Source organism: Duganella sp. CY15W (assembly GCF_009857555.1).
GTDB classification, from domain to species: Bacteria; Pseudomonadota; Gammaproteobacteria; order Burkholderiales; family Burkholderiaceae_D; genus Rugamonas; species Rugamonas sacchari.
On the sequence record NZ_WWCQ01000003.1, the window covers coordinates 173,179 to 197,444 of the forward strand.

Genomic DNA, 24,266 nt, shown 5'->3' on the forward strand with positions numbered 1-24,266 from the left:
CTTTACCTCGGCAGAAAAATCACATACCATATTTGTAAAACGTTTTCCAAAAATCAGAGACACCACATGACCTTTCTTCGCCTGAACTCTTCTGCGCTGGCCATCTTGCTGGCTTTTGCGCCTGCTTCCGCAGTCCTTGCCCAATCTCCTGCCAGCTATGTGGCGCCGCTGTCCACCACGCCGATGAACCGCATCGTGCAGGACAACGCGTACACCCAGCTGGACTTCTTCTTCAAGAAGCTGGTGGCGGAAAAGGAGGGCATGGTGCTGGATGGCGCGTCGCCGTTCAAGAGCGGCGACAAGTTCTTGCCAGGGAAAGTGGCGGCAGGCCTGGGCCATGTGCTGCTGAATACCGCCAAGGATGATCCGTCGCTGGCGCAGAAGCTCAAGGATTACCGAGCAATCGCCGATATGACGGTCGGCATGGATAACCATACCTGGGGCATCTACTACTACATCGGCACGCTGGTGAAGCTCAAGGAGGCTGGCCTGCTGGAACGTGCCGTCAGCCCGGCCACGCTGGAGAAGCTGCGCAAGCAACTGGACTGGCGCACCTTTGTCACGCCGCAGTGGGATCTGATTAGCCTGCCGACCAACTACTACGGCGTGGCATTCAGCATCGCGCGCCTGCGCATGCTGATGGGCTGGGAGGACGATAGCGCGGGCAAGGTACTGCTGGAGAAGATGCTCACGCATTACAAGAAGTACTCCGGCACATTCGGCTTCTCCGACGAGACGGATGGCGAGGGACGCTTTGACCGCTACAGCATCCTGCTGATTGCCGAGATCTGCGAGCGCTTCCTGGAAACCGGCCTGCAACCGACCGATGAACTCAAAGGCCTGCTGCGCAAGGCCGCTGATATCGCGCTGAATGTGGCCAACACCGCTGGCGATGGCTTCAGCTTTGGCCGCAGTCTTGGCCCATATGGTGAAACAGCACTGGTGGAAATCCTGTCCGTATCGGCCTACCTCGACGTGCTGACGCTGGAAGAGAAGCAGTACGCTTACGCCTTCTCCTCACGCGTGGCTGCGCGCTATATGGACTTCTGGTACGACCCGTCCATGCACTCGCTGGATATGTGGGGCAAGGGGCGCCGCACGGACACCTATCGCGGCAAGCACCGCATCCTGGGCGAGAACTTCTCGCTGCTGCATCAGCTGATCTACACCAACGATACCTGGAACAAGGCGGGCTTCAAGGATGTGCAGCCGAAGGCGGACTTGCAGGCATGGCTGGACAAGAACCGTCCTCAGTTCAGCACCACCACGTTTGCGCAGGGCGAGTATGACCGCGCGCTGGCCATCTTCCGCGATGGTAAGCACGTCGTCAGTCTGAACATGATTAACGGCGGCATCAGCCAGCATGACAACAGCCCTTACTATCCGCTGCCTTTCGCACCGGGCATCGTCTCTGGCGTGGCGGACAGCGGTGGTGCACATCCGCAGCTGCTGCCGAAGTTCACCATGGCTGACGGCACGCAGCTGATCGGCGCGGCGTGGATCAAGGATATCAAGACCGGCAAGGATGGCCAGCGTTACACGGTCACCTATCGCCAGGATGAACTGGACCGGCTGGGCAAACGCTCACCGGTCAAGGATGCGCGCATCAAGCTGCAAACCGCGTACACGCTGGAACATGGCATGATGACCCGCACGGACGTTTACACGCCGGTGGGGACGCAGGAGGTAGACAAGGTCACGCTGGAATTCGCGTCGTTCTCGGACCAGGCTACGCTGAACGGCAACACGGTCACGTTCAGGCAGGGCGATGTGAAGGAATACAGCGTCAGCGGCCTGCAGCAATGCCAGGCGGCGCCGACCAACGGCGACAAGAACTTCATGGCGCCCTATGGCCCGATGAAGACGCTCGTCACCTGCAGCACCGGCAAGCTGACCATGAAGGAGCCGCTGACCATCAAGTGGACGATCAAATATGCCGCATCTGAAAATTGAGTACACTGCGAATCTGGACGCGCATACCGATGTCGGCATCCTGTGCAAGGCGCTGTCGCACACGCTGGTGACGTTGAAGGACGCGGCTGGCGCGCTGGTGTTCCCGTTGTATGGCACGCGCGTGCTGGCCTATCCGTCGGCGCAGTATGCGGTGGCGGATGGAGAGCAGGACCGGGCCTTCGTCTACCTCAATATGCGTATCACGCCCGGCCGCAGCCAAGAGCTGGTACAGGCGATAGGCGATGCGGTGCTGGCCGAAGCCAGGCAGCAGCTGGCGCCGGTCATGGACAAACTGCCGCTGCGCCTGACGCTGCATATCGATGCGGCGCCGCCGGCGTACGAAGGTAAATTCACCAACTAAAAATTTCAGGAGACGATGAATGCATAAAGTGTGGAAGCTGCTGTTGTTGTCGAGTTGTCTGGCCGCGAGTTTCGCGGTGGGCGCTCAGGACGACCAGGCGCCGGGCCAGGCGCTGGCCAATCAGGGCGCTGGCAAACGCGCCGAACTGGCCAGGCAGTCGCCTACGCTGCAGAACATCTATGGCCGCCAGCATCTGCTGCTGGATGGCCGCTGGAGTTACATCGTCGATCCATACGAAACAGGTTTCTACAATTATCGCCATCAGCCGTTCGACCAGTCGCCTAGTGGCGCCGGTGGCTTCTATGATGACCGCAAACCGAAAAGCAAGGACGATGCGGTTGAATACAGCTTTGAAGGTTCGCCGACGCTGGCGATTCCTGGCGACTGGAATTCCCAGAACGCCAAACTGGAAAACTATGAAGGCACGGTGTGGATGCGCCAGCTGTTCAACGCCACGCCCAAGGACGGCAAGCGTTACTTCCTGTATTTCGGCGCGGTCAATTACGAGGCCCATGTCTACCTGAACGGCAAGAAGCTGGGCAGCCACAAGGGCGGCTTCACGCCGTTCCAGTTTGAGGTGACGGGGCGGCTGCTGAATGGCCAGAACACGGTGGTGGTCAAAGCGGATAACACGCGTCATCAGGACGATATTCCGACGCTGAATACGGACTGGTGGAACTACGGTGGCATCACGCGCGACGTGCTGCTGGCTGAAACACCGGACACTTATATCGAGGATTACCAGATCCAGCTGGCCAAAGGCGATATGGGCCGCATTGAAGGTTACGTGCAGCTGGCCGGTGTCCAGCGGACGCAGGACGTGACGGTATCGATTGCGGAGCTGGGCGTAAAAACGGTGGTGCACACGGACGCGAATGGCCGTGCGGTCGTCAACCTCGCACTGCCAAAGAACAAGGTGCGCTACTGGTCGCCGGAAGATCCCAAGCTGTATAACGTCAGCATCGCCAGCACGACGGACAAGCTGAATGACCGTATCGGCCTGCGCACGATTGAAACGCGCGGCCATGACATTCTGCTCAACGGTAAATCCGTGTTCCTGCGCGGCGTGTCGCTGCATGACGAGAACCCATTGATACCGGGCCGTCTGCGCGGCGAGGGCGATATGCGGATGATGCTGCAATGGGCCAAGGACATGAACTGCAACTATGTCCGCCTGGCGCACTACCCGCACAGCGAGGAGATGATCAAGCTGGCCGACGAAATGGGCATTCTGGTGTGGGCCGAGGTGCCGGTGTACTGGACCATCTCGTGGGAGAAGCCGGAAGTCTACGCCAACGCGGCGCAGCAGCTGACCGACCTTGTCGTGCGCGACAAAAACCGCGCCAGTGTCATCATCTGGTCTATCGGGAACGAGACGCCAGTCAGTGCACCGCGTAACGCGTTCATGGGCAAGCTGGCGGACACGGTGCGTGCGCTGGACCGTACGCGCCTGGTTGGTGCGGCGCTGGAGGTGCATCGCACTGGCGATGTGGTGACGGTGGAAGATCCATTGGCCGAGAAGATCGACCTGGCCAGCTTTAACGAATACGCCGGCTGGTACTGGTCCAACAACAAGGAGATGCTGAAGTTCTCCTTCAAGGTCAATTACAACAAGCCGGTGCTGGTGACGGAGTTTGGCGCCGACGCGCTGGGCGGCTATCATGCCGACAGCGATACCAAGTGGAGCGAGGAGTATCAGGACCAGCTGTACAAGAATACCTTCAAGCTGCTGGATGCGATTCCCGGCTTGCGTGGCATGACGCCGTGGGTGCTGACGGACTTCCGTTCGCCACGCCGCCCGCATCCTTACTTCCAGGATTTCTGGAATCGCAAAGGCTTGATCTCGGAGACTGGCAAGAAGAAGCAGGCCTTCTACACGCTGAAGTCGTATTACGAACAAAAACAGCAGCAGTACAAATAAGCCATGAAAAATCCCATCACACACCGCGCGCTGTCGCTCGCAATTGGTACCGCTACCCTTGCCATGGGCATGGCTGCGAACGCGCAGGATGCGCAGATTGACCGCAAAGTGGCAGAGCTGATGAAGAAGATGACGGTCGCGGAAAAAGTCGGCCAGTTGCATCAACTGTCGGGTCGCCAGTTCACTGGCCCCACCAGCAGCGCCTATGCGGACAAGCTGGCCGATATCCGCGCCGGTAAAGTCGGCTCCATGCTGAACGTCAAAGGCGTCGCCGACACGCGCGAGATTCAGGCGCTGGCGTTGCAATCGCGGTTGAAGATTCCGCTGCTGTTCAGCCTTGACGTCATCCACGGCTATCAGACCGTGTTTCCTGTGCCGCTGGGGGAATCCGCTTCCTGGGATATGGAGGCGATTGAGCTGTCCGCCCACATCGCAGCGAAGGAGGCCGCAGCTGCCGGCATCCACTGGACCTTTGCGCCGATGGTGGATGTGGCGCGCGATCCGCGCTGGGGCCGTGTGATGGAAGGTGCGGGCGAAGATACTTACCTTGGCTCGCGCATTGCCGCCGCGCGTGTGCATGGTTTTCAGGGTAAGCAGCTAGGCGCTACTGATTCCGTGATGGCCACCGCCAAGCACTTCGCCGCTTACGGCGCGGCGATTGCCGGTCGTGACTACAACGCGGTAGATATGAGCAACCAGCAGCTGTTTGAAACCTATCTGCCGCCGTTCAAGGCTGCTGCGGACGCAGGCGCCGCGACGTTTATGAATTCGTTCAATACGCTGAATGGCGTGCCTGCCACCGGCAATGCCTTCCTGCAGCGCGATATCCTGAAAGGCGCCTGGAAGTACAAGGGCTTTGTGGTCAGCGACTGGGGTTCGGTGCGCGAGATGGTGCCGCATGGGTATGCGGCCGATTTGTCCGATGCCGCCGTCAAGGCCATCAATGCCGGCAGTGATATGGACATGGAAGGCTACGCCTACAGCCAGCATCTGGAAGCCGCAGTCAAAACGGGCAAGGTGAAGATGGCTACCCTGGATGACGCCGTGCGCCGCATCCTGTACAAGAAATTTGAACTGGGCCTGTTCGATGATCCTTACCGCTATTCGGACGCCGCGCGCGAGAAGACCGTGCTGGGTGATGTCTCGCATCGCGCTGCGGCGCTGGATGTGGCGCAGAAGTCCATCGTCCTGCTGAAGAATGGGAACCAGCTGTTGCCACTGTCGCGCGAGGCCCGGCGCATTGCCGTGATTGGCCCGCTGGCCGATTCGCAGCGTGATCTGGAAGGCGGCTGGGTGGTGCAGGGCGAGCGTGCCAAAGTAGTGAGCATCCTCGAAGGCATGCGTAGCCATGCGGGCAAGGCGGAGATCAGCTATGCGCAGGCGTGTGCGCCGGGCTGCACCAGCAACGAAGGCTTTGCCGATGCGGTGGCGAAGGCCGCAGCGGCGGATGTCGTCGTACTGGCCATCGGCGAGACGTGGGATCAGAGTGGCGAGGCCAAGTCCCGCAGCGATATCACGCTGCCTGGCCAGCAGGAGGCGCTGTTCAACGCGCTGAAGGCGACCGGCAAGCCAGTGGTTGTCGTGATGCTGGCCGGACGTCCGCTGGTGTTCAATACGATTGCCGACCAGGCGGACGCGATTGTCTATGCGTGGTTCCCGGGCAGCGAAGGCGGCAACGCGGTCGCCAATGTGCTGTTCGGTGACTACAACCCATCGGCCAAGCTGCCGATTACCTTCCCGCGCAGCGTGGGACAGATTCCGCTGTCGTACATCCAGTACAACACTGGTCGCCCGGTGACAGACGAGAAGAACGTGGTCTACAAATCGGCCTACATCGATTCCGTCAACACGCCGCGCTATGCGTTTGGTCATGGCCTGAGCTATACCGAGTTCAAATATTCCGGTATGACGCTGAGCAGTCCCTTGATGAACGGTGCGCAGAAGGTGACGCTGTCCTTTGACCTGGCCAATACCGGCAAGGTCGAGGGCACGGAAATCGTGCAGCTGTATTTGCGCGACATGGTGTCGTCGGTGGTGCGTCCTTTGAAAGAGTTGAAGGGCTTTGAGAAGGTGCGCCTGAAACCGGGGGAGAGCCGACGTATCAGCTTCACGATTGACCGCGATACGCTGTCCTTCTTCAACAGCCAATTGACGTGGGGCGCGGAAGCAGGCGACTTCAAACTCATGGTCGGCAGCGCATCGGATGACATCCGCCTTGAAAGCACTCTTAAACTGAACTGATTATGACGACGCCTACCATTACCGCCATGCGCGTGATTCCTGTCGCGGGCCGCGACGGCATGCTGCTCAACCTGAGCGGCGCGCACGCGCCATTCTTCACCCGTAACCTGCTGATCCTGACCGACAGCGCCGGCAATACCGGTGTTGGCGAAGTTCCCGGCGGCGAGAAAATCCGCGCCACGCTGGAAGATGCGAAAACGCTCATCGTCGGTCAGTCCATCGGCCAATACAATGCAGTGCTGAACAAGGCGCGTGCTGCGTTTGCCGACCGCGATAGCGAAGGCCGTGGCTTGCAGACCTTTGACCTGCGCATCGCTATCCATGCCGTGACGGCGATTGAATGTGCACTGCTGGATCTGCTGGGCCAGCACCTCGGCGTGCCGCTGGCGGCGTTGCTGGGCGACGGCCAACAGCGCACGCAGGTGCCGATGCTGGGTTATCTGTTCTTCGTTGGCGACCGTACGGTCACCGATCTGCCGTATGCCAGCGAGCCGGATGCGGACAATGCGTGGTTCCGCCTGCGTCATGAGAAAGCGATGGACGCCAACGCTGTCGTGGCGCTGGCCGAAGCGGCGTATGAGCGCTACGGCTTCAAGGACTTCAAGCTGAAGGGCGGTGTGCTGCGCGGAGAAGACGAGATCGAAGCCGTCACCGCGCTGGCCGAACGCTTCCCGGATGCGCGCGTGACACTGGACCCGAACGGCGGCTGGTTGCTCAAGGATGCGATTCGCCTGTGCCGCGATAAAGGCGATGTTCTGGCCTACGCGGAAGACCCATGCGGTGCGGAGAATGGCTATTCAGGCCGCGAAGTGATGGCGGAATTCCGCCGCGCCACCGGCCTGCCTACCGCCACCAATATGATCGCCACCGACTGGCGCGAGCTGGGACATGCGGTGCAGCTGCAGTCGGTGGATATCCCACTCGCCGATCCGCATTTCTGGACCATGCAAGGTTCGGTGCGCGTGGCGCAGTTGTGCCATGAATGGGGGCTGACCTGGGGCTCGCACTCCAATAATCACTTCGACATCTCTCTGGCGATGTTCACGCACGTGGCAGCGGCAGCGCCGGGCAACATCACGGCGATCGATACGCACTGGATCTGGCAGGATGGTCAACGCCTCACCACGGAACCGTTGAAAATCACTGGTGGCCTGGTGGATGTTCCGACCAGGCCGGGACTCGGTGTGGAGCTGGATATGGCGGAAGTGGAAGCCGCGCACCAGCGCTACCTGTCGATGGGATTGGGCGCACGCAATGACGCCGCCGCGATGCAGTTCCTGATTCCAGGCTGGCGCTTCGATCCCAAGCGTCCGTGCCTGGTGCGCTGAATCAGCGCAGGCGCAGTATCTTCGTCAGTTCGCCGCTCCTGTCCAGCGCATTGATCGCCGCGTCGAATTCGGCGACGGTGATCTTGCTCTTGCGGGAGACGGCGCAGCGGGTCTGTGCTTCGTAGACCACCAGCACGTGTGCGCCGTGCGGCACTTTGCCGCCGGCGAACTGGCGGTGGACGACGGTGGTTGGCGTTACCAGATAGTCAAAGCGTCCGTTCAGCCATTTGCGGATCGACAGCGCGCTGGATGGCGCGTCGTCGCGGATGTAGTCCTTGCCGACGATTTTCTCCAGCTCCGGGTAGCGGAAGCCGAGTACCGTGCCAAGGCGTTTGCCGCGCAGCTCTGCCAAGGAAGCTGGCGGCTTCACGCGCGGTGATGAAATCACCACCTCGCTGATCGGAATGAAGGCTTGCGTCCAGTCGACATCGCCCGGCAGCCATTCGGGCAGGTAGCTGCACAGGATGTCGCCATCGCCGTTCTCCAGCGCCGCCATGACGCGCGTGCGTGGCAGCTCCACGTATTTGAGCGGCATGCCGAGCTGGCGTGCCAGGGCTGCGCCCAGCTTGTCCTGAAACTCCGACTTGGGCAGTGGATTGGCGGTCAACATGCCATCCACTTTTTCGACATAGCGTAGTGGTTCTTTTTCGATAGCGTGTGTGGACGCCATGACCAGCAGCAAGCTGGCCAGCATTGCGGCGCGCATCAGTTCAAGCCTTTCTGCATCTCGGCGACTTCTTCGCGCAACCAGTCGCAGAAGTGGATGATCTTGCTCATGCTTTGTTTGCTGCGGCTGACGATGAAACGATAGCCGCGTTCATACGGCGCGCTGGCGCAGTTCACCATGCGCAAGGCGCCGTTGCGCAAGTCTTCGCTGGCGATGGCGTGCGATACCAGTGCCACCCCCTGGCCGGCGACGGCCGACTGCACCATCACGGCGAAGTTGGTAAAACTGCGCGAAAAGTTGAACTTGCCTTTGAGGGCATTGTTATGTCTCAGCAGCGCGATCCAGGTGTCGGTAGTGAATTCGTGCAGCAGCGGATAGCGGTGCAGCGTCTCCAGCGTGATCTCGGTTTCGCCGGGCGCCAGCAGCGACGGGCTGTAGACGGCGACCAGACAGTCGTGGAATAGCAGTGCGGGGTCGCCAGGGACCACGTTGTAGGTGCGCAGTGCGATGTCGGTGCTGCCGTCCTCGATGTCCACCAGACGGTCGCTGGAGTCGATGCGGATATCCAGCTCGGGATAGCGTTTGGTGAAGCGTGTAATGCGCGGCACCAGCCACTTGATGGCCAGCGATTGCGTGGTCGAGATGCGCAGGATTTTTTCTTCATCGCCGCCTTGCAGGGCCGCGACCTTGGTATTCAGCTCGTCGAGCATGCGGCGCACGGTGGCAGCCATTTCCTGGCCTTTTTCGGTGAGCGTGATGTGGCGCGGATGGCGCACGAACAGGTCGAAGCCCAGCGCTTCTTCCAGCTGTTTTACCTGCAAGCTGATGGCCGCAGGTGTCTTGTGCAGCTCCTGGGCGGCCAGTTTAAAGCTGCCCCAGCGCGCTGCGCAGTCGAAATCGATCAAGCCGGAAAGTGATCGCAGCAGTTTGGGCATGGCTAAGTTTTTCTTATGCTCAGGTCGAAAATAACTCGTTTGATAACAGTTTGGAACAAGCAGAAAATATAACCTATCAGCAGTTAAAACTCCATGAACAAGTTTTCTTTAGAGGAGATTCTCATGTCCGACCTGATCCTGCGCGTGCAACAGTCCCGTTTTACGAATGAACTGGTCAAGCTGTTGGCACAAATGGCGCATCGCGAATTCCATTGACCTGAAGCGAACGTGGTAACAGCAAAATTATCGTGAATCCCGCCATCCAAGCCGATGAGCGGCTGGCTTTCTTGATGGGCTGATTCAGACTGGCGCGGTAGCGCGCTCGAGTTCACCCAGCCAGCGGATGGCGTATTCGCGTGTGTCGCCGCACATGTCGGCTGCCGGTTGCAGGCCGCCGCAGAACGCCGGCCGTGATGGCTGGCCGAAGATCAGGCAGCGGTTGTCATCCGCGAGCTGCACGCAGCGCACACCCGCCGGTTTACCTTTCGGCATACCGGGGATGGGGCTGGTGATGGAGGGGGCCGTGCAGCATGCGCCGCAGTTCGGCCGGCACTCCAGTGCGGACGTGGTGGAATTCATAGGGGCAGTATTTTACCGCGCTTCGCCAGGCGTCAGCCATTTTGCGACGGCGTGCGCCACCCACGCGCCATCATCCAGAGGCAGGTCGTGGCCAGCGGTTGGGTGTACCGCATGCGCGGCCTGCCACGCGCTGGCCAGGTTGGCGGAGCAGCGTGGATCGACCAACTGGTCGCCGGCGCTGCTCAGCACCAGCACCGGTATCGCCGGTGGTTTGGACGGCGCGCGGAAACGGGCGGCCGACCATAGCTGCCGCAAGGCGTTGGCGCGGGTGACGGGATACTCGCGCTGATACTCGAGCCAGCGCTCCATCAACCCCGCGCGCCGTGCCAGGTCGCCTTCGCGGCTGGTCAGGCGCAGGATCAGGCGCTCCTGATTCTCCACGCCGCCTTTCACCATCTGCCGCAGGATGGAAGGGTAGTTCTGCCAGCGCAGGCGCTGGTGAAAGCGGCTGTACGGCCGCATGCTGGTGTTAATCAGCACGCAGCGTTGTATCTCCTGCGGATAACGGCTGGCCCATTCCACGGCCACCATGCCGCCCAGCGAGAGTGCCAGCAAGGAGTAGGGCGCTTTGACGCCGCGCGCGCGCAAATCGGCGCGGCAGAACTCCACCATCTGCGCCACGCTGGTGGCACTGCGCAAGGCGTGGCGCTGGCCATTGCCCGGCAAGTCGGGTGTGATGATGTCGGCATCCGGCAGCACTGCGGACAGCTCGCCGGGGAAACGCCCCCAGTGACGCTGCTCCCGCATCAGGCCACGCAACAGCACCCAGGTGCTCATGTGTGATACCACTGCGACAGTGCGCGGCGATGCTGGACGGTACGCGCCATGCCTTCGGGCAGCCAGCGTCCGTGGCTGTTTGCGGCGCGCATCAGAAAGTCGAACAGGATCAGGTGGCGGCGCAGCACGCGCTGCAAGCGGTGGCGCGCGGTCGGGTTGAAGATGGCGATGCGGTCGAAGATCTGGCGCGGGTTCTTTTTCACCCACAGCCACGAGCCCATCTCCAGTGTGAAGGGCAGGAACACGCGCTGGTTGTAGCTGGTGCCGTTCAAATACAGATAGTCCCACAGGTCGCCGTGCGTGCGGTACTGACGGCTCTGTGGCTCGAACACGTAGTTGTGATTCGGGTAGGCCTGGCTGAACAACTCTTCCAGCGCGCCGATGTCGGCCAGATGCGGAATCGGCGCCGTGGTGTGCGCGTGCGGGAACCAGATGCGGTCGCGCAGGCCAAAGCCGGAGTGACAGTCAAGCGCCATGCTGAACTGGCGCGTCAGCAGTTCCTTCTCCACCAGTGCACATACGGCCTGGCTTTCCGGCTCCATGGGCGCATCCTCGGCGCCGCGATACCACGGCAGGTGATGGCTGTAGCGCTGGCCGCCCAGCATGAAAGGCACGCGCTCGACTGCGCTCAGCGGCGCGTTGCGCATCAGGTCCACGCCTTGCGGATTGCAGCGCGTGGCTTGCCACATGCCTCCCGGGTTCACCAGCGGCATGAACACCAGCCGCATCGACTCCAGTTGCTGATGCAGCGTGCTGTCCCAGCGCAGCCGCGCCAGCAGGCTTTCCAGGAACGACAGCACGACCTGCGTGCCGATGCGTTCCAGTCCGTGGATGCCGCCAAAGAAGCCCAGCGCCGGCACATCCAGACTCGGATTACCCAATGCGATGCTGTAGACGGGGAACTGGCGTCCGTCCATGGCGACGGTGCAGGCGGTGCTGACTTCAAGATGCTTCCCGCCTTCGTCGATCAGACGTTTGAGGGTGATCAGCTCGGGCAGGTTCTTCTCAGGCATGGGCGCGGCGCAAAAAAGATGTGACGGCTAGTGTAGCCGATATTCCTAGCGTTCCGTCGCCGCCAATTGCAGCAGTGTCTCGCGGAAGGTGGCTACCAGCGGCCGCAGGTTGATGCGGTGCCAGGCCGCCCACAGCGCGGCGCGGTAGGTGAACCAGGGCAGTTCGCGCAGCACTACGCCCGGCGGCGCCTGATGGCGCAAGCCTTGCTGCACCAGGGCGATGCCCAGTCCCGCCGCCACCAGACCCAGTGCCGTCGTCGGTTCGCTGGCTTCCATCTTGATGTTGGGCGTGAAGCCGGAGCGTACACAGGCCGCCACAAAGTTGTGGTGATGGTCGCCTGTTTCGTGGTGGCGCACGACGATGAACTCCTGTTCGGCCAGGTCGTCCGGCTTGAGCGTCTTGAGCTTGGCCAGCGGGTGCGCTTCCGGAATCGCCAGGATCATCGGATCGCTGAGCACCTGCGCGCCTTCCAGGTCGGGATCGTCGGCCGGCGGTGGATCGCAGACCAGCGCGATGTCCAGGCTGCGCTGGCGCAGGCCTTCCAGCTGCTCGGACGAATGCAGGCTATACAAGGCCACGTGCACATTGGGCCGCGCGGCGCGCAGGGTGCGCAGGCCGGCCGGCAGCACGCCCGCATGCATGGCGTTCTCGATGTAGCCGATGCACAGGCCTCCTTCGTCGCCGCGCCCCAGCCGTTTGGCCAGTCCTTCCAGCCGCTGGGCGTGGGTGAGGAAGGCTTGGGTCTCGGCCAGGAAGGTGCGGCCGTCACGCGTCAGGCGGATGCGCTGCTGGCTGCGTTCAAATAGTGTGAGCCCCAGCTTTTCTTCCAGCTGCGCGATCTGGCGGCTCAGTGGCGACTGCGAGATGTGCAGGCGCTCGGCGGCGCGTCCCACATGCTCTTCCTCGGCCACGGTGACGAAATATTGAAGTTGGCGGATATCTAACATATCAGACCTATAATGACTTAAGTTGTGCAAATTATGTCTTGGACAGTCTGATCTCGTCAACTTAAACTGGCCTCACTTTCTTCATTTATCTTCATAAGGAATCGAGATGAGTATCCGTCAAAAACTGCAAGGCCAGCTGGGTTTCGGCACCGCCCCACTGGGTAATATGTTCCGCAATATTCCACAGGCCGAAGCGCTGGCCACCGTGGACGCGGCCTGGGAACAGGGCATCCGCCACTTCGACACGGCGCCGCTGTACGGCGCCGGCCTGGCCGAACTGCGCCTGGGCGAGGCGCTGGCCAAACGCAAGCGTGAAGACTATGTATTGAGCAGCAAGGTAGGCCGTGTGATCCTCGACGAAATCGAAGATCCCGCCGCGCGCCAGCTGGGCGAGAAAGGCGGCGTGTTTGAGCATGGCCGTCCTAACAAGATTGTTAACGACTACAGTGCCGACGCTACCCTGCGTTCGATCGAAGACAGTTTGAAACGCCTGAAGACTGACCATCTGGACATCGTCTACGTCCACGACGTGGCGCAGGATTTCTACGGTGATGAATGGCTGGCGCAATTCGAGATCGCCCGTACCGGCGCCTTCCGTGTGCTGGACCGCCTGCGCAATGAAGGCGTGATCAAGGCCTGGGGCCTGGGCGTCAACCGCGTCGAGCCGCTGGAACTGCTGCTGGACCTGAACGAGCCGCAGCCTGACGCTTTCCTGCTGGCTGGCCGCTACACACTGCTGGATCACGGGCGCGCGTTGCAGCGCCTGATGCCCGCTGCCACCAAACGTGGCGTGGACGTCGTGGTTGGCGGTCCTTACAGCTCCGGCATTCTGGCCGGCGGCACGCACTTTGAATATCAGAAGGCGTCACCGGAAATCATCGCCAAGGTGGAGCGCATCAAAGCCATCGCACAGCAGCACGGCATCAGCGTAAAAGCCGCCGCCTTGCAGTTTGCATTGGCTCATCCTGCCGTGGCATCGGTGATTCCTGGCGCCAGCCGCCCGGAGCGCATCGCCGAAGACCACGCTGCGTTGCATGAGCAGATTCCAACGGCATTCTGGAATACGATGCGTGAACAAAACCTTGTGGCTGCGGACGCACCGCTGCCAGGCGATAAGGAGTAAGGCCATGGCCAGCACGATTGCAAGCATCACGATTCCGGTTGCGCCAGCGCGCGTATGGCAGCTGATCGGCGGATTTAACGCACTGCCGGACTGGCTGCCGTATATCCCGCACAGCGAACTCAGTGAGGGCGGCCGTGTACGCACGCTGGCCAATCCGGCCGGTGAAGCGATTGTCGAACGGCTGGAAGCCTTTAACGATCAGGAGCGCTTCTACAGCTATTCGATTTTGCAGGCGCCGTTTCCGGCCAGGGACTATCTGGCGACGCTGCAGGTAAAACCGGCGGGCGATTCGGCCTCGGTGGTCGAATGGTCGGGCAGCTTTACGCCGGTAGGCGTGACCGAACAAGAAATTGCGCAGCACTTCCACGGTATTTACACCGACGGTCTGCGTGCACTCAAGGAGAAGATGGTGGGTATTCCAGCATTGGGTATGGGGACGTTCCGCCTGCAGGGCGATGTGGTGATGGATTCGGTCCGCAACGGTCTGGACGCCGGGTACCGCGTGATCGATACCGCACAGATTTACGGCAATGAAGCAGAAGTCGGCACGGCGATCGCCGCTAGCGGCGTGCCGCGTGAAGAGCTGTTTATCACTACCAAAATCTGGATCGAGAATCTGTCGCGGGACAAGCTGATTCCCAGCCTGCAGGAGAGCCTGGCCAAGCTGCGCACGGACTACGTGGACCTGACCTTGATCCACTGGCCGTCGCCGGGCGGCGAGGTGCCTGTGCAGGAGTTCATGGTCGCGCTGGCGGAAGCCAAGGCGCAAGGGCTGACGCGCCAGATCGGCGTCTCCAACTTTACGGTGGAGCTGATGCGCCAGGCGATTGATGCTGTCGGCGCGGATGCAATCGCCACCAACCAGATCGAGCTGCATCCGTATCTGCAAAACCGCAAGGTGGTGGAGTTTGCGCGCGGCCAGGGCATCCACATCACGTCCTACATGACGCTTGCCTACGGCAAGGTGCTGGGCGATCCGGTGATTGCGAAAATCGCCGAGCATCACGGTGCAACACCGGCGCAGGTGGTGCTGGCATGGGCGATGAAGCTGGGCTATGCAGTGATTCCGTCATCGACCCAACGCGCTAACCTGGACAGCAATCTGAAAGTGCTGAACGTAAAACTGAGCGACGACGATATGGCGCAGATTGCGGCACTGGATCGCAACGAGCGCCTGACCAGCCCTGACGGCCTGGCCCCAGCCTGGGACTAAGCCTTCCGACGGCACACCAGCGCGATCTGTTCACGCAGCCAGCGCTGGGCGGGGTGGGCATCGTTGCGCCGGTGCCAATGCAGTACGAAGGGTACCGGCGCCAGGTCGATTTCCTTTGGCAGCGACAGCAGCGATAGCGCATCCCGCAAGCCGCTGGCCTGCACCGCGCCTTCCATCATCGTGGCCATCAGGTCGCTGTGGGCGATGATGGACGGCGCCGCATACATCTGCGGCAGTGTGATGACGATATGGCGCTTGCGGCCCAGCTGCGCCAGCCGCGTGTCAACGTGGCCTACGCCATCACCCTCCGGCGACACCAGCAAATGCGGATGCGCGAGGAATGCATCCAGCGTCATTTTCTTTTTGGTCAGCGGATGCTTTTTTCGGGTGACGCAGACAAAGCGTTCTTCGAACAGCGGCATGGTCGGAATGCGCGGCGTGTTACCGCCGGGGACACCAATCGCCACATCAGCTTCTCCCGCATCCAGCAATGCCAGTGCATCCTCGCGGGCAGTGAATGACTTTATCTTTACCGTCATTCCCGGCCCTTGTTGCGCCAGACGTTGCAGCAAGGCTGGCAACAAGGTGAATGCCGGATGGTCCGATAGCCCCAGCGTGAAGCGCACGGTTGAACGGGATGGCTCAAACGCCTGCGTGAAGTCCAGCGTACGCTGAATGCTGGCCAGCGCGTCACCCAGCGGTACGGCCAGTTCGAGTGCGCGTGGCGTCGGCTGCAAGCCGCTGGCGCTGCGGATGAACAAATCATCCTTCAACAGCAGGCGCAGACGGGAAAGCGCCGCGCTCATGGCGGGTTGTGTGCGGCCTATGCGTACGCCAGCGCGCGTGACATTACGCTCGCACATCAGGGCGTCGAAGGCGACAAGCAGATTGAGGTCGATTCCATACAAATCCATGCCATTGATAATACTGCATATCCATTATCGATTGGACTTGCGTTGTGGCGGATTGCTACAGTGAGTACATCATCCACTTGAGCAGGAAGCACATCATGACCATGCAGGAAAACGGCCTGACCACGGCCCAGCAGCAAGCCATTGAGCATTTGTACCGCGCCTTTAACGAGCAGAATCCCGATTTGCTGGACCTGGCGCTGATGCCGGACTGGCAGGACATTCCGCTCGGTCCCGGGCAGCAGCCCGGCCTGGCGGGCATGAAGCCCATCATCGGCATGTTCATTGCCGCCTTTCCCGACGTGAAAATCACCATCCTCGATCTATTTGGCCGCGACGGCAAGGCGGCGGTGCGCGCGCAGATCACGGGGACGCACCGCGGCGCGTTCTTTGGCGTTCCGCCAACCGGCAAGCCGATGGCGATTGCCATTCACGAGTTTCATCTGCTGACCGGGGACCGCATCGCCCAGACCTGGCATCTGGAGGACTGGTTCGGCATGTTGAACCAGGTCGGTGCGTGGCCACCGGCCATGGTATAGTGAGCGCCTGATTCATCACACACGAGGTATTGGTCCGATGCGCAATTGATGCTGTTGTCCTGAACACTGCTGCTCCTTTCCGGGGCTGTTTTGACACATCAATTGAGATCGCGATGACGAATACCTGTCTGACGCTGGAAGGCGTCTCATACATGCTGGCCGATGGCCGCATGCTTTTCCAAAACCTCAATGAAGTATTTGACCAGCGCCGTACCGGCCTGGTGGGTCGCAATGGCGTCGGCAAGAGCGTGCTGGCACGCGTGATGGCCGGCGAGCTGGCGCCATCCGCCGGCCGGTGCGCGCGCGGCGGCACGGTGCATTACCTGTCGCAGCAGCTTGAGCGGCAAGGCTCGGTCGCTACCCTGGCGGGTGTGCAGCCTGTTTTGGCGGCACTGGCGCGCATTCAGGAAGGCAGCATTGATGCGGCGGACTTTGACGCTGTTGGCGAACATTGGGATGTGCGCGAGCGCCTGCAGTCCGAGCTTGACCGCTGTGGCTTGCCGCATCTGCGGCCGGACACGCTGGCGTCAACGCTGAGCGGCGGCGAAGCGATGCGTTTGGCGCTGATTGGTGCTGATCTTGCCGATGCTGATTTCCTGATACTCGATGAGCCCAGCAACCATCTGGATCGCGCCAATCGCCTGGCGTTGCTGGCGCAGTTGCAGCGCTGGCCGCGTGGCCTGCTGACGATCAGCCACGATCGTGAATTGCTGGAGCAGATGGAGCGTGTCGTTGAGTTGTCGCCAATGGGATTGCGCAGTTATGGCGGGCCTTACTCCTTTTACGCCACCTGCAAACGCGCCGAACATGAAAACGCGCAGCGACAGCTCGAGCAGCGCAAGCTGGAACGCAAGCGCGAGACGCAGGCCATGCATGAACAACAGGAGCGGCAGGAGCGCCGTCTTGCCAAAGGCGCCAGCGATGCAGGCAGCGCCAATCAGGCGGCGATTCTACTGGGTGGCATGAAGAACCGGGCGGAAGGCACGGCGGGAAAACTGCGGCAGCAGCATGCCGCGCAGCGCGCGCTGTTGTCGCAACGCGTGCAGGATGCCGCACGCCAGGTCGAGCCGCAAGCTGAAATCGCGATGCATGCCGTGGCGTCCGCGCAAGCGGCGCGGCTGCGCATCGCGGAATTGACGGATGTGGTGCTGCCGTATGGCGCGCGCACGCAGCCCATCAATCTGACCATCACAGGTCAGCAGCGCATTGGTGTAGTGGGTCCTAATGGCTGCGGCAAATCGACGCTGCTCAAAATGCTGGCGGGCCAACTGGCGCCGCGCACTGGCAGTTGCCAGGTGTGGGGCAGGACTGCTTACCTCGATCAGCAACTGGCGACGCTGGCGCCGGAGCGTTGCGCGATATCGCACCTGCTGGATGTGAATAGCGAGGCCGGCGAATCGGCCTTGCGCACTCATCTCGCGCAAATGGGACTGGATGCGCAACGTGCATCGGCGCCAGTGTCAGCACTGAGCGGCGGCGAGCGGCTGAAAGTTGCGCTGGCCTGTGCGCTGTATGCCCATCCGCCGGCGCAGCTGTTGCTGCTGGATGAACCCAGTAATCATCTGGATATCGCTTCGCTGGAGGCGCTTGAACACATGCTGCGCCAGTATCAAGGGACGCTGATGGTGGTCTCGCATGACGAGATGTTTATGCAGTCGCTGAATCTTACGGAACGCTTGCAGTTGTTAGCAAATTGAGAATATGATGCGGAATATAATGAACAGGAGAGAGCATATGACGGCAAACGCCGCAATCCGCACGGCCATCACGGCTGCCATGTTGACGATGACGACTGCTGCGATGGCAGGCGATGGTTCCACTCACATGACGGCTTCCGAGAAAGTCTCCATCGGCACCATGTCCATCGTGGCGGCGCCGGCGATCAGTGTTGCAGGCTCCGCGAAAGGCGATTCGGGGCCGGTGGAAGGTTCGGTTGCTGTGGTGGCCGGTGGTGCTTATGTCGTCAGCGGCATCGTGGAAGGCGCGTCCAATGTGGTGGAGATCCTGCTGTCATCGGTAGCGAATGGCGCCAAGCTCTCCGTCAAGATCAGCGGCAAAACGGCAAATGCAATCGGCTTGTCGGCTGGTGCTACGGTGCAGGTGATTTCCGAAACCACGGGCACGCTGCTGGTGGCGTCGGGCAAGGTGATTGCCTTCATTCCTAACGCGCTGGGTGAAGCGCTGTTCTCGCAAAAACGCCTGTCCGCACAATGAATGCGCGTTTGAAGGGCGCGCTTGCCGTCGTTGCGATGGCTGCTGCGGTGTGTGCCGCGCCTGCATATGCGGGACAGTCGTGCGAAGAACATCTCGTTACGCAGCAGTCCTTTAGCGACGCCATTTTCACGGGGCAGGGTGTGCAGGCTGCACTGGATGCCACGGGCGTTGATGTCGCCGTCGTGGCGCGGCAGGGGCAGGACCTGTCCAAATTCGGCTTGAAGTACTCGCATGCCGGCCTGGCATTTCGTACAGCGCCCGGCCAGCCCTGGCGCATTTACGAACTGTTGAACGATTGCGGCACCGCCGATTCCGCGTTGTGGGTAGATGGCCTGGCCAACTTCTTCCTGGATGAACCCTACACGCTGGATGCCTTGCTGCTGGTGCCGCCACCGCAAGTCGCGGCACGGCTCAAGGCCGCGCTGAATGATCCAGCCGCGCTGCGCAATCTGCACCAGAAGAAGTACAACATGGTGGCCTATCCATTCTCGACCAAGTACCAGAATTCCAACCAGTGGATACTGGAAGTGCTGGCGTCAGCGGAGGCCAGCGATGTGCGCGTACATACGCGCGAGCAGGCGCAGTCGTGGCTAAAGATGGTTGGTTATCAGCCCACTGAAATGGTGATCGGGCCGCTGACGCGACTGGGCGGGCGCATGTTCAAGGCCAATATCGCCTTTGACGACCATCCAGGCGCCTTGCGGTTTTCAGATCGCATCAATGCGGTGACGGTGGAGTCCATGCGCCGGTTTTTGCTGGCACGCGATGAAGGCTGGCGCGCGCAGGAAATCAAGGGCCGTCGTTAAAGCTCGCCACCAGCGCATCAATCGCCGCACGGGTTTTTAGCGGCATCTGCGGCGATTGCAGCCACATGGCGTAGTGGTCGTAGACGAGGGGCGGCTGCCGGACCAGTACCTGTTTCAGTTTGCCAGCCTGCAGTTGTTCGCTGACCAACCAGCGTGGCAGCCATGCCAAGCCGGCTCCAGTGCAGGCGGCATCGACGATGGCTGACAGATCGTCAAGGCGCAAACGGTGGTGTGGCATGTATTCAGTGTAGCTGCCGTCTGCCTGCGGAAAACGCCACGGCTGTGCGTGGCCGTGACGGGCGAACATGATGGCCTGATGCGACGGCAGCGCATCGGGTCTGGCCGGCGTGCCGTGCTTCTTCAGATAAGACGGCGCTGCGCACACCAGCATGTCATCGCTGCGCAGAAGGCGTGCAACAACGCCGGCCTGGTTGCCCATGCCGCCACCATCCCGCGCCAGGCTGCGGATCGCCAGATCGACGCCATCACCTGCCAGGTCGGCAAAGCCGTCACCAAAGGCCAGGTCCAGTTCCAGCCCCGGATATTTTTTAGTTAGCGCCATCAGCACCGGCAATGCACATACGCGGCCAAACAGCTGCGGCATGCTGACGCGCAGCCTGCCGGATGGCTGCGCCAGCTGATCGGCGGCCATGCCATCGGCGGCGTCCACCTCCGCCAGGATGCTGCGGCAGCGGTCATAGTAGGCTTTGCCGAAATCGGTCAGGCTTTGCCGGCGCGTGGTGCGGTTCAGCAGGCGCACGCCAAGGCGCTGTTCGAGGAACAGGATATGTTTGCCGACCATCGGGGCGGAAATATCCAGCGCGTCCGCTGCAGCGGCAAACGAGCCCAGGTCCACTGCGCGGACGAATACCGCCATGCTGGTCAAACGGTCCAATTAAAAACTCCTGGTTTTTACTGTCACGCCGGAATGGCGATTTATCCTGGGAATAGCCGCTGTCATCATTGATTCCATCAAAATTATATAGGAATGAATGCCATGACCCGTATCGTACGATTCCATGAATTTGGCGCTGCCGATGTGCTGCGTATCGAGCATGTGGACTTGCCCGCGCCTGCCGCTGGCGAGGTGCAGATCAAGGTGAAGGCGTTGGGCCTGAACCGCGCCGAAGTGCTGATGCGCTCCGGGACTTACATTGAAACGCCGTCACTGCCGTCCGGTCTGGGGCTGGAGGCCGCCGGCGTCATCACGCGGGTTGGCGCGGGGGTGACGGCGCTGCGTGAAGGCGATGCGGTCAGCGTGATGCCGCCGATATCGATGGCGCAATGGCCGACGTATGCGGAAGCCATCAACTACCCGGCGTCGCAGGTCGTATGCCATCCATCGTCGCTGAGTTTTGAAATGGCCGCCGCCGCATGGATGCAGTATCTGACTGCTTATGGTGCGCTGGTCGATATCGCCGGCTTGAAGGCTGGAGAGCTGGTGGTGATTACCGCGGCATCCAGCAGCGTCGGGCTGGCGGCGATCCAGATTGCCAACCGGCTGGGGGCGGTGCCGGTGGCGGTCACGCGCCGCTCTGGCAAGGCGGATGCATTGCGGCAGGCGGGCGCGCGGCATGTGATTGCATCGGCAGAGGAAGACCTGCGCGCCCGGCTGCATGCGCTGTCGGGTGGCGAGGGCGTGCGTGTAGTGTTCGACCCTGTCGCAGGGCCGCTGTTTGAACCTTTGACTGCTGCCATGTCGCGCGGCGGCATCCTGATCGAATATGGCGGCCTGAGTGCGCAGCCTACGCCGTTCCCGCTGGCCAGCGTGCTCGGTAAAAGCCTGACGCTACGCGGCTATCTGGTACATGAAGTGCTGCGCGACCCCGGGCGTTTGCAGGCCGCGCAGCGTTTCATTTTCGATGGTCTGGCCAGCGGGGCGCTGTCACCAGTCATCGCCAGAACCTTCGCCTTCGAGCAGATCGCTGATGCCCATCGCTACCTGGAAAGCAATGAGCAGATGGGCAAGGTCGTGGTGGTGATTCAACCGCCGGTGTAGCGCACCTTGACGCGGAAGTCGAGTTCAGCCAGACGCTGCCTGGCGGTCTGCTGCTGTGCTGGCGTAAGCCGGCCGGCAAGCTCCTCAAGCTGCGATGACGCGGCCGGGTCGCCCAGCCTTTTGGACAGCAGCAGCCAGGCGTAGGCTTCATCCGGCTGCTGATCGTTGAGGTATTTCTGCGCCAGCACCAGTCCCGTATGCAGATGGCCGGCAATCGCCGCGTCGCCCAGATACTGTTTGCCCAGCTGTTGCGGGTCAGCGTTAAAGTTGTAGTCCTGGTCCCATTGCAGAGAAGCGCTTTCGTTGTAGTACTGTTCGCCCAGCTGCAGCATGGCATAGACGTCGCCTTTGTCAGCCAGTGCGTTAAGCTGCTTCAGATCCATCTCGAAATAAGCGTCGGGCGTTGGATAGCCCTGTGCTTGCATGCGTTGTTTGCGCTGCTGCCGTATCGCGGCCATCTCGGCCGGCGTGGGTGGATGGCCGCGCTGGAACAGCGACGTCATGGTTTGCGCCGGCGCGGCGCCCGTCATGGCGGTGCTGCTTGCCGCCGCCACCACGACGGGCGCGGTGGCGGTGGTGATACGCGGCTCAGCATCCCGGACAGCATAAATCCCGATCGCCATGGTGAGCACCGCAGCGGGCCAACGCCATCGCCATTTGTTCATCATCTTGTCCTCAGGTGGGCGCCGCATCATGTCAGGCCATTAGTTTGGTGGACACATACCCAGGGTGGATGGCGCCGACCGTGCCAGCGCTTCTTGTAACGTGCAGGCGTAGACGATGCTGCTGTAACGGAAGGGCGGGAAGCCGCGGCAGACGCCAAAGGGAATTTGCTGTCCACCGAGCTGGCAAGGAATGCCGGTGGTTGGCGCGCTTGGATCGATGGACTTGTTATGCCAGATCACACGGTTGCCTTCGTCCAGGATATATACCAGACCGTTGTTGGCGACGCCCAGCTTAAAGTTGGGATTGGCGGCATGACCGCCCGTGTTGGACGCCCAGACCGCCGCCCCCGCGTTGTTGTACTGAACCAGATTGCCGTCCTGCTGAATGGCGGTATAAGCACCGTTGGCGTAAGTAGCCCACAGTGGCTTCATGTCGGATTTGCGATACGACACCAGGTTGCCGTCGCCCTGCTGCACCAGGAAATAGTTGCCGTTGTCGGAATCCAGCGTTTGATTTACTTGCAGTGTGGAGTTGGCCGGAATGACTGCGGCCTGGCAGTGCAATGTGATAGTTGCTGCCAAGATACTCAGTACTTTGAACACTTTCATGCATTTCCCCTCTAAAGTAGTCAGGTTAGTATTGCATGATCAATGTTATATAAAAAATATTATAAAATTATAACTAATTGTCACAAGCACTCACGCACGGCAATTGCTGAGGGCATGGGTGACCGATTGCTCTATCTCGGCCCAATGCTGGCGGCGTTTCCTTGCGCGGTTGCGGTGTTTGGCGGTCACTTCTGCCAGGTCTTTGTCAGGCGTATCGAGCGGCACGATGTAGCCATAGCGCGATGTCATGACGCCATTCAGGGATAGCCAGAACGTGTCGTAGGAGCTGTAGAAGCGCTCGTCATCGCCGTCCTTGAGTGCAATCTGCGCGTGTCCTGGAATACCCACCATCACATCGCTCTGCATGGCTGCGGCTACCCCTTTGAGCGCTGCCAGACAAAACATTTTCGGCCAATTATTGGGGAAGGCGTCACTGAACTTGCTTGCGCGGTCGACCCGCTCCCGCGAGATGCCTTGGCAAGTGGTGATCCAGGGGACGATGGTGCCCGGCTTGCCGATTTTCGCGCCATCCAGCCAGGAGAATTTATAGTTGTAGAGGCGTTCGCCATCGACAAACATGACCAGTTCCAGATCGCCTTCCGGTGCGATACGGGATGCCATTCTGAGCTGTATCTGGAAACTCATGTCCTTCACGGTCTGCTCCCAGACAACCAGGCCGCCTTTAAGATAAACGTTTTCTTTGTAATGGTCGTTAAACGCCTGGTTTTCCACGCCCATGTGGGACAGCGCAAACTCTGCACGTTCAGCCAAGGAAAGGAAGTTGGCCAAATAGTTGCGATGATTCAGATGATAGAAAAGGTCGTGCTGTGCCGCCTGCCGGACATATTGCCAAACAACAGTCATATTTAATAATTTGACATGGTGTCCATAATATGCAAGTGAACGTACGGAACGCCAGGCAGCAGCCAAAGTCGACTTGGTCGAATAATTAGTTTTGGCATGCTTCATAAAATTCAAAGTATGCCCCAAAACTAATCTCGGAGATTGACCCAAAGTAATGTGGTTACTTTTAAGCATTTTATGTTGCATGAAAGTTGAATGTAACACATTGTACAGTGGTGAAACTGGATTCACATTACCAATTTGTAACGAATATTTCCGTGCATCTGTGCATAGCCGTTTTCATAGGGAGAATCGGGATTAATATTGCAAATAGGTAACAACCCAAGGTTAAAGGTCGTATACAATACGTTACAAACAGTTGCTGCGGGATGTAATAAAGTCCCCCGATTCCCATGTTGCGAATGACCTTACTTATATTGTTGCTTGCGATTATTCCGATATACGCATCAAATCAATCCGAGGAAAATTATCGGGAAAAGCTGGAGGTGCATTCGGTGACGTATTATTTTGAGCATCGAATCGAGGCGCAATCACTGGCTATTCAGTGTCGGCAAATAGATAAGCAGCGCTGGCTTGAGTCAGATATCTGGGGCTATCAAT

23 protein-coding genes and 1 pseudogene are annotated in these 24,266 nt (G+C 60.3%); 13 read left to right on the plus strand and 11 right to left on the minus strand.

The features are described from left to right. The first annotated feature begins 66 nt into the window (after positions 1–66). From GTP58_RS15750 to gudD, 5 genes are read left to right on the plus strand one after another with little or no spacing between them, the layout of a single operon-like run. The gene (locus GTP58_RS15750) at positions 67–1,953 is read left to right on the plus strand and encodes a hypothetical protein (protein ID WP_161078279.1); all 1,887 of its coding nucleotides are present in this window, start codon (positions 67–69) and stop codon (positions 1,951–1,953) included. Further along, positions 1,934–2,314 carry a 5-carboxymethyl-2-hydroxymuconate Delta-isomerase gene (locus tag GTP58_RS15755; RefSeq protein ID WP_072786181.1) on the plus strand — a complete coding sequence of 127 codons (381 nt, stop codon included), beginning with the start codon at positions 1,934–1,936 and terminating at the stop codon, positions 2,312–2,314. Before GTP58_RS15750 ends, GTP58_RS15755 begins: the two co-directional genes overlap by 20 nt. Before the next feature lie 19 nt (positions 2,315–2,333). After that, entirely contained in the window at positions 2,334–4,235 is a 1,902-nt protein-coding gene (locus tag GTP58_RS15760) for a glycoside hydrolase family 2 protein (RefSeq protein WP_161078280.1), read from the plus strand. Between the two features lie 3 nt (positions 4,236–4,238). Next, complete coding sequence (locus GTP58_RS15765) at positions 4,239–6,476, plus strand: glycoside hydrolase family 3 N-terminal domain-containing protein (RefSeq protein WP_161078281.1); 2,238 nt, start codon at positions 4,239–4,241, stop codon at positions 6,474–6,476. Between the two features lie 2 nt (positions 6,477–6,478). Beyond that, a complete protein-coding gene (gene gudD / locus GTP58_RS15770; protein WP_161078282.1) occupies positions 6,479–7,804 on the plus strand; it encodes a glucarate dehydratase in 1,326 nt (441 codons plus the stop codon). A 1-nt stretch (position 7,805) separates the two neighbouring features. On the opposite strand, the gene GTP58_RS15775 is transcribed toward gudD, so the two are convergent. The 6 genes from GTP58_RS15775 to GTP58_RS15800 all read right to left on the minus strand — a co-directional run bounded on the left by GTP58_RS15775 (position 7,806) and on the right by GTP58_RS15800 (position 12,723). After that, entirely contained in the window at positions 7,806–8,510 is a 705-nt protein-coding gene (locus tag GTP58_RS15775; protein ID WP_072785779.1) for an ABC transporter substrate-binding protein, read from the minus strand. Then, on the minus strand, positions 8,510–9,406 hold the full coding sequence (locus GTP58_RS15780) for a LysR substrate-binding domain-containing protein (RefSeq protein WP_161078283.1): 897 nt from the start codon (positions 9,404–9,406) through the stop codon (positions 8,510–8,512). The genes GTP58_RS15775 and GTP58_RS15780 overlap by 1 nt, the downstream gene beginning before the upstream one ends. Before the next feature lie 300 nt (positions 9,407–9,706). Beyond that, a complete protein-coding gene (locus GTP58_RS15785) occupies positions 9,707–9,985 on the minus strand; it encodes a YkgJ family cysteine cluster protein (RefSeq protein ID WP_161078284.1) in 279 nt (92 codons plus the stop codon). A 12-nt stretch (positions 9,986–9,997) separates the two neighbouring features. Then, complete coding sequence (locus GTP58_RS15790) at positions 9,998–10,762, minus strand: alpha/beta fold hydrolase (protein WP_161078285.1); 765 nt, start codon at positions 10,760–10,762, stop codon at positions 9,998–10,000. After that, complete coding sequence (locus tag GTP58_RS15795) at positions 10,759–11,775, minus strand: M14 family zinc carboxypeptidase (RefSeq protein ID WP_072785788.1); 1,017 nt, start codon at positions 11,773–11,775, stop codon at positions 10,759–10,761. The genes GTP58_RS15790 and GTP58_RS15795 overlap by 4 nt, the downstream gene beginning before the upstream one ends. A 45-nt stretch (positions 11,776–11,820) precedes the next feature. Next, positions 11,821–12,723 (minus strand): LysR substrate-binding domain-containing protein, encoded by a 903-nt coding sequence (locus GTP58_RS15800; protein ID WP_161078286.1) that lies wholly within the window; start codon positions 12,721–12,723, stop codon positions 11,821–11,823. 106 nt (positions 12,724–12,829) lie between these two features. Between GTP58_RS15800 and GTP58_RS15805 the strand changes: the two genes are divergently transcribed. The 3 genes and pseudogenes from GTP58_RS15805 to dkgB all read left to right on the plus strand — a co-directional run bounded on the left by GTP58_RS15805 (position 12,830) and on the right by dkgB (position 15,059). After that, positions 12,830–13,846 (plus strand): aldo/keto reductase, encoded by a 1,017-nt coding sequence (locus tag GTP58_RS15805; RefSeq protein ID WP_161078287.1) that lies wholly within the window; start codon positions 12,830–12,832, stop codon positions 13,844–13,846. Between the two features lie 4 nt (positions 13,847–13,850). Continuing rightward, positions 13,851–14,243, plus strand: a pseudogene (locus tag GTP58_RS31390) (SRPBCC family protein); the annotation flags it as partial. Between the two features lie 9 nt (positions 14,244–14,252). Beyond that, the gene (gene dkgB / locus GTP58_RS15810) at positions 14,253–15,059 is read left to right on the plus strand and encodes a 2,5-didehydrogluconate reductase DkgB (RefSeq protein ID WP_229215651.1); all 807 of its coding nucleotides are present in this window, start codon (positions 14,253–14,255) and stop codon (positions 15,057–15,059) included. Here dkgB and GTP58_RS15815 read toward each other — a convergent pair. After that, positions 15,056–15,973, minus strand: a complete 918-nt coding sequence (locus GTP58_RS15815; protein WP_161078289.1) for a LysR substrate-binding domain-containing protein — start codon at positions 15,971–15,973, stop codon at positions 15,056–15,058. The two genes, dkgB and GTP58_RS15815, sit on opposite strands and share 4 nt — an antisense overlap. A gap of 95 nt (positions 15,974–16,068) precedes the next feature. On the opposite strand from GTP58_RS15815, the gene GTP58_RS15820 reads away from it, so the two are divergent. The 4 genes from GTP58_RS15820 (at position 16,069) to GTP58_RS15835 (ending at position 19,529) form a co-directional block, all read left to right on the plus strand. Then, a complete protein-coding gene (locus tag GTP58_RS15820) occupies positions 16,069–16,509 on the plus strand; it encodes an ester cyclase (protein WP_161078290.1) in 441 nt (146 codons plus the stop codon). A 113-nt stretch (positions 16,510–16,622) separates the two neighbouring features. Continuing rightward, positions 16,623–18,206, plus strand: a complete 1,584-nt coding sequence (locus GTP58_RS15825; protein WP_161078291.1) for an ABC-F family ATP-binding cassette domain-containing protein — start codon at positions 16,623–16,625, stop codon at positions 18,204–18,206. Between the two features lie 37 nt (positions 18,207–18,243). Beyond that, positions 18,244–18,723, plus strand: a complete 480-nt coding sequence (locus GTP58_RS15830) for a hypothetical protein (protein WP_072785802.1) — start codon at positions 18,244–18,246, stop codon at positions 18,721–18,723. After that, complete coding sequence (locus GTP58_RS15835) at positions 18,720–19,529, plus strand: DUF2145 domain-containing protein (protein WP_161078292.1); 810 nt, start codon at positions 18,720–18,722, stop codon at positions 19,527–19,529. Before GTP58_RS15830 ends, GTP58_RS15835 begins: the two co-directional genes overlap by 4 nt. On the opposite strand, the gene GTP58_RS15840 is transcribed toward GTP58_RS15835, so the two are convergent. Beyond that, entirely contained in the window at positions 19,513–20,424 is a 912-nt protein-coding gene (locus tag GTP58_RS15840; RefSeq protein ID WP_161078293.1) for a LysR family transcriptional regulator, read from the minus strand. The two genes, GTP58_RS15835 and GTP58_RS15840, sit on opposite strands and share 17 nt — an antisense overlap. Positions 20,425–20,526: 102 nt before the next feature. Between GTP58_RS15840 and GTP58_RS15845 the strand changes: the two genes are divergently transcribed. Further along, the gene (locus GTP58_RS15845; RefSeq protein ID WP_161078294.1) at positions 20,527–21,528 is read left to right on the plus strand and encodes a zinc-dependent alcohol dehydrogenase family protein; all 1,002 of its coding nucleotides are present in this window, start codon (positions 20,527–20,529) and stop codon (positions 21,526–21,528) included. On the opposite strand, the gene GTP58_RS15850 is transcribed toward GTP58_RS15845, so the two are convergent. From GTP58_RS15850 to GTP58_RS15860, 3 genes are all read right to left on the minus strand, one after another. Continuing rightward, complete coding sequence (locus GTP58_RS15850) at positions 21,513–22,196, minus strand: hypothetical protein (RefSeq protein ID WP_161078295.1); 684 nt, start codon at positions 22,194–22,196, stop codon at positions 21,513–21,515. The genes GTP58_RS15845 and GTP58_RS15850 overlap by 16 nt on opposite strands. 36 nt (positions 22,197–22,232) lie before the next feature. Beyond that, positions 22,233–22,802 (minus strand): hypothetical protein, encoded by a 570-nt coding sequence (locus tag GTP58_RS15855; protein ID WP_161078296.1) that lies wholly within the window; start codon positions 22,800–22,802, stop codon positions 22,233–22,235. 90 nt (positions 22,803–22,892) lie between these two features. Then, entirely contained in the window at positions 22,893–23,771 is an 879-nt protein-coding gene (locus GTP58_RS15860) for a DUF535 family protein (RefSeq protein ID WP_161078297.1), read from the minus strand. Positions 23,772–24,266: the final 495 nt, after the last annotated feature.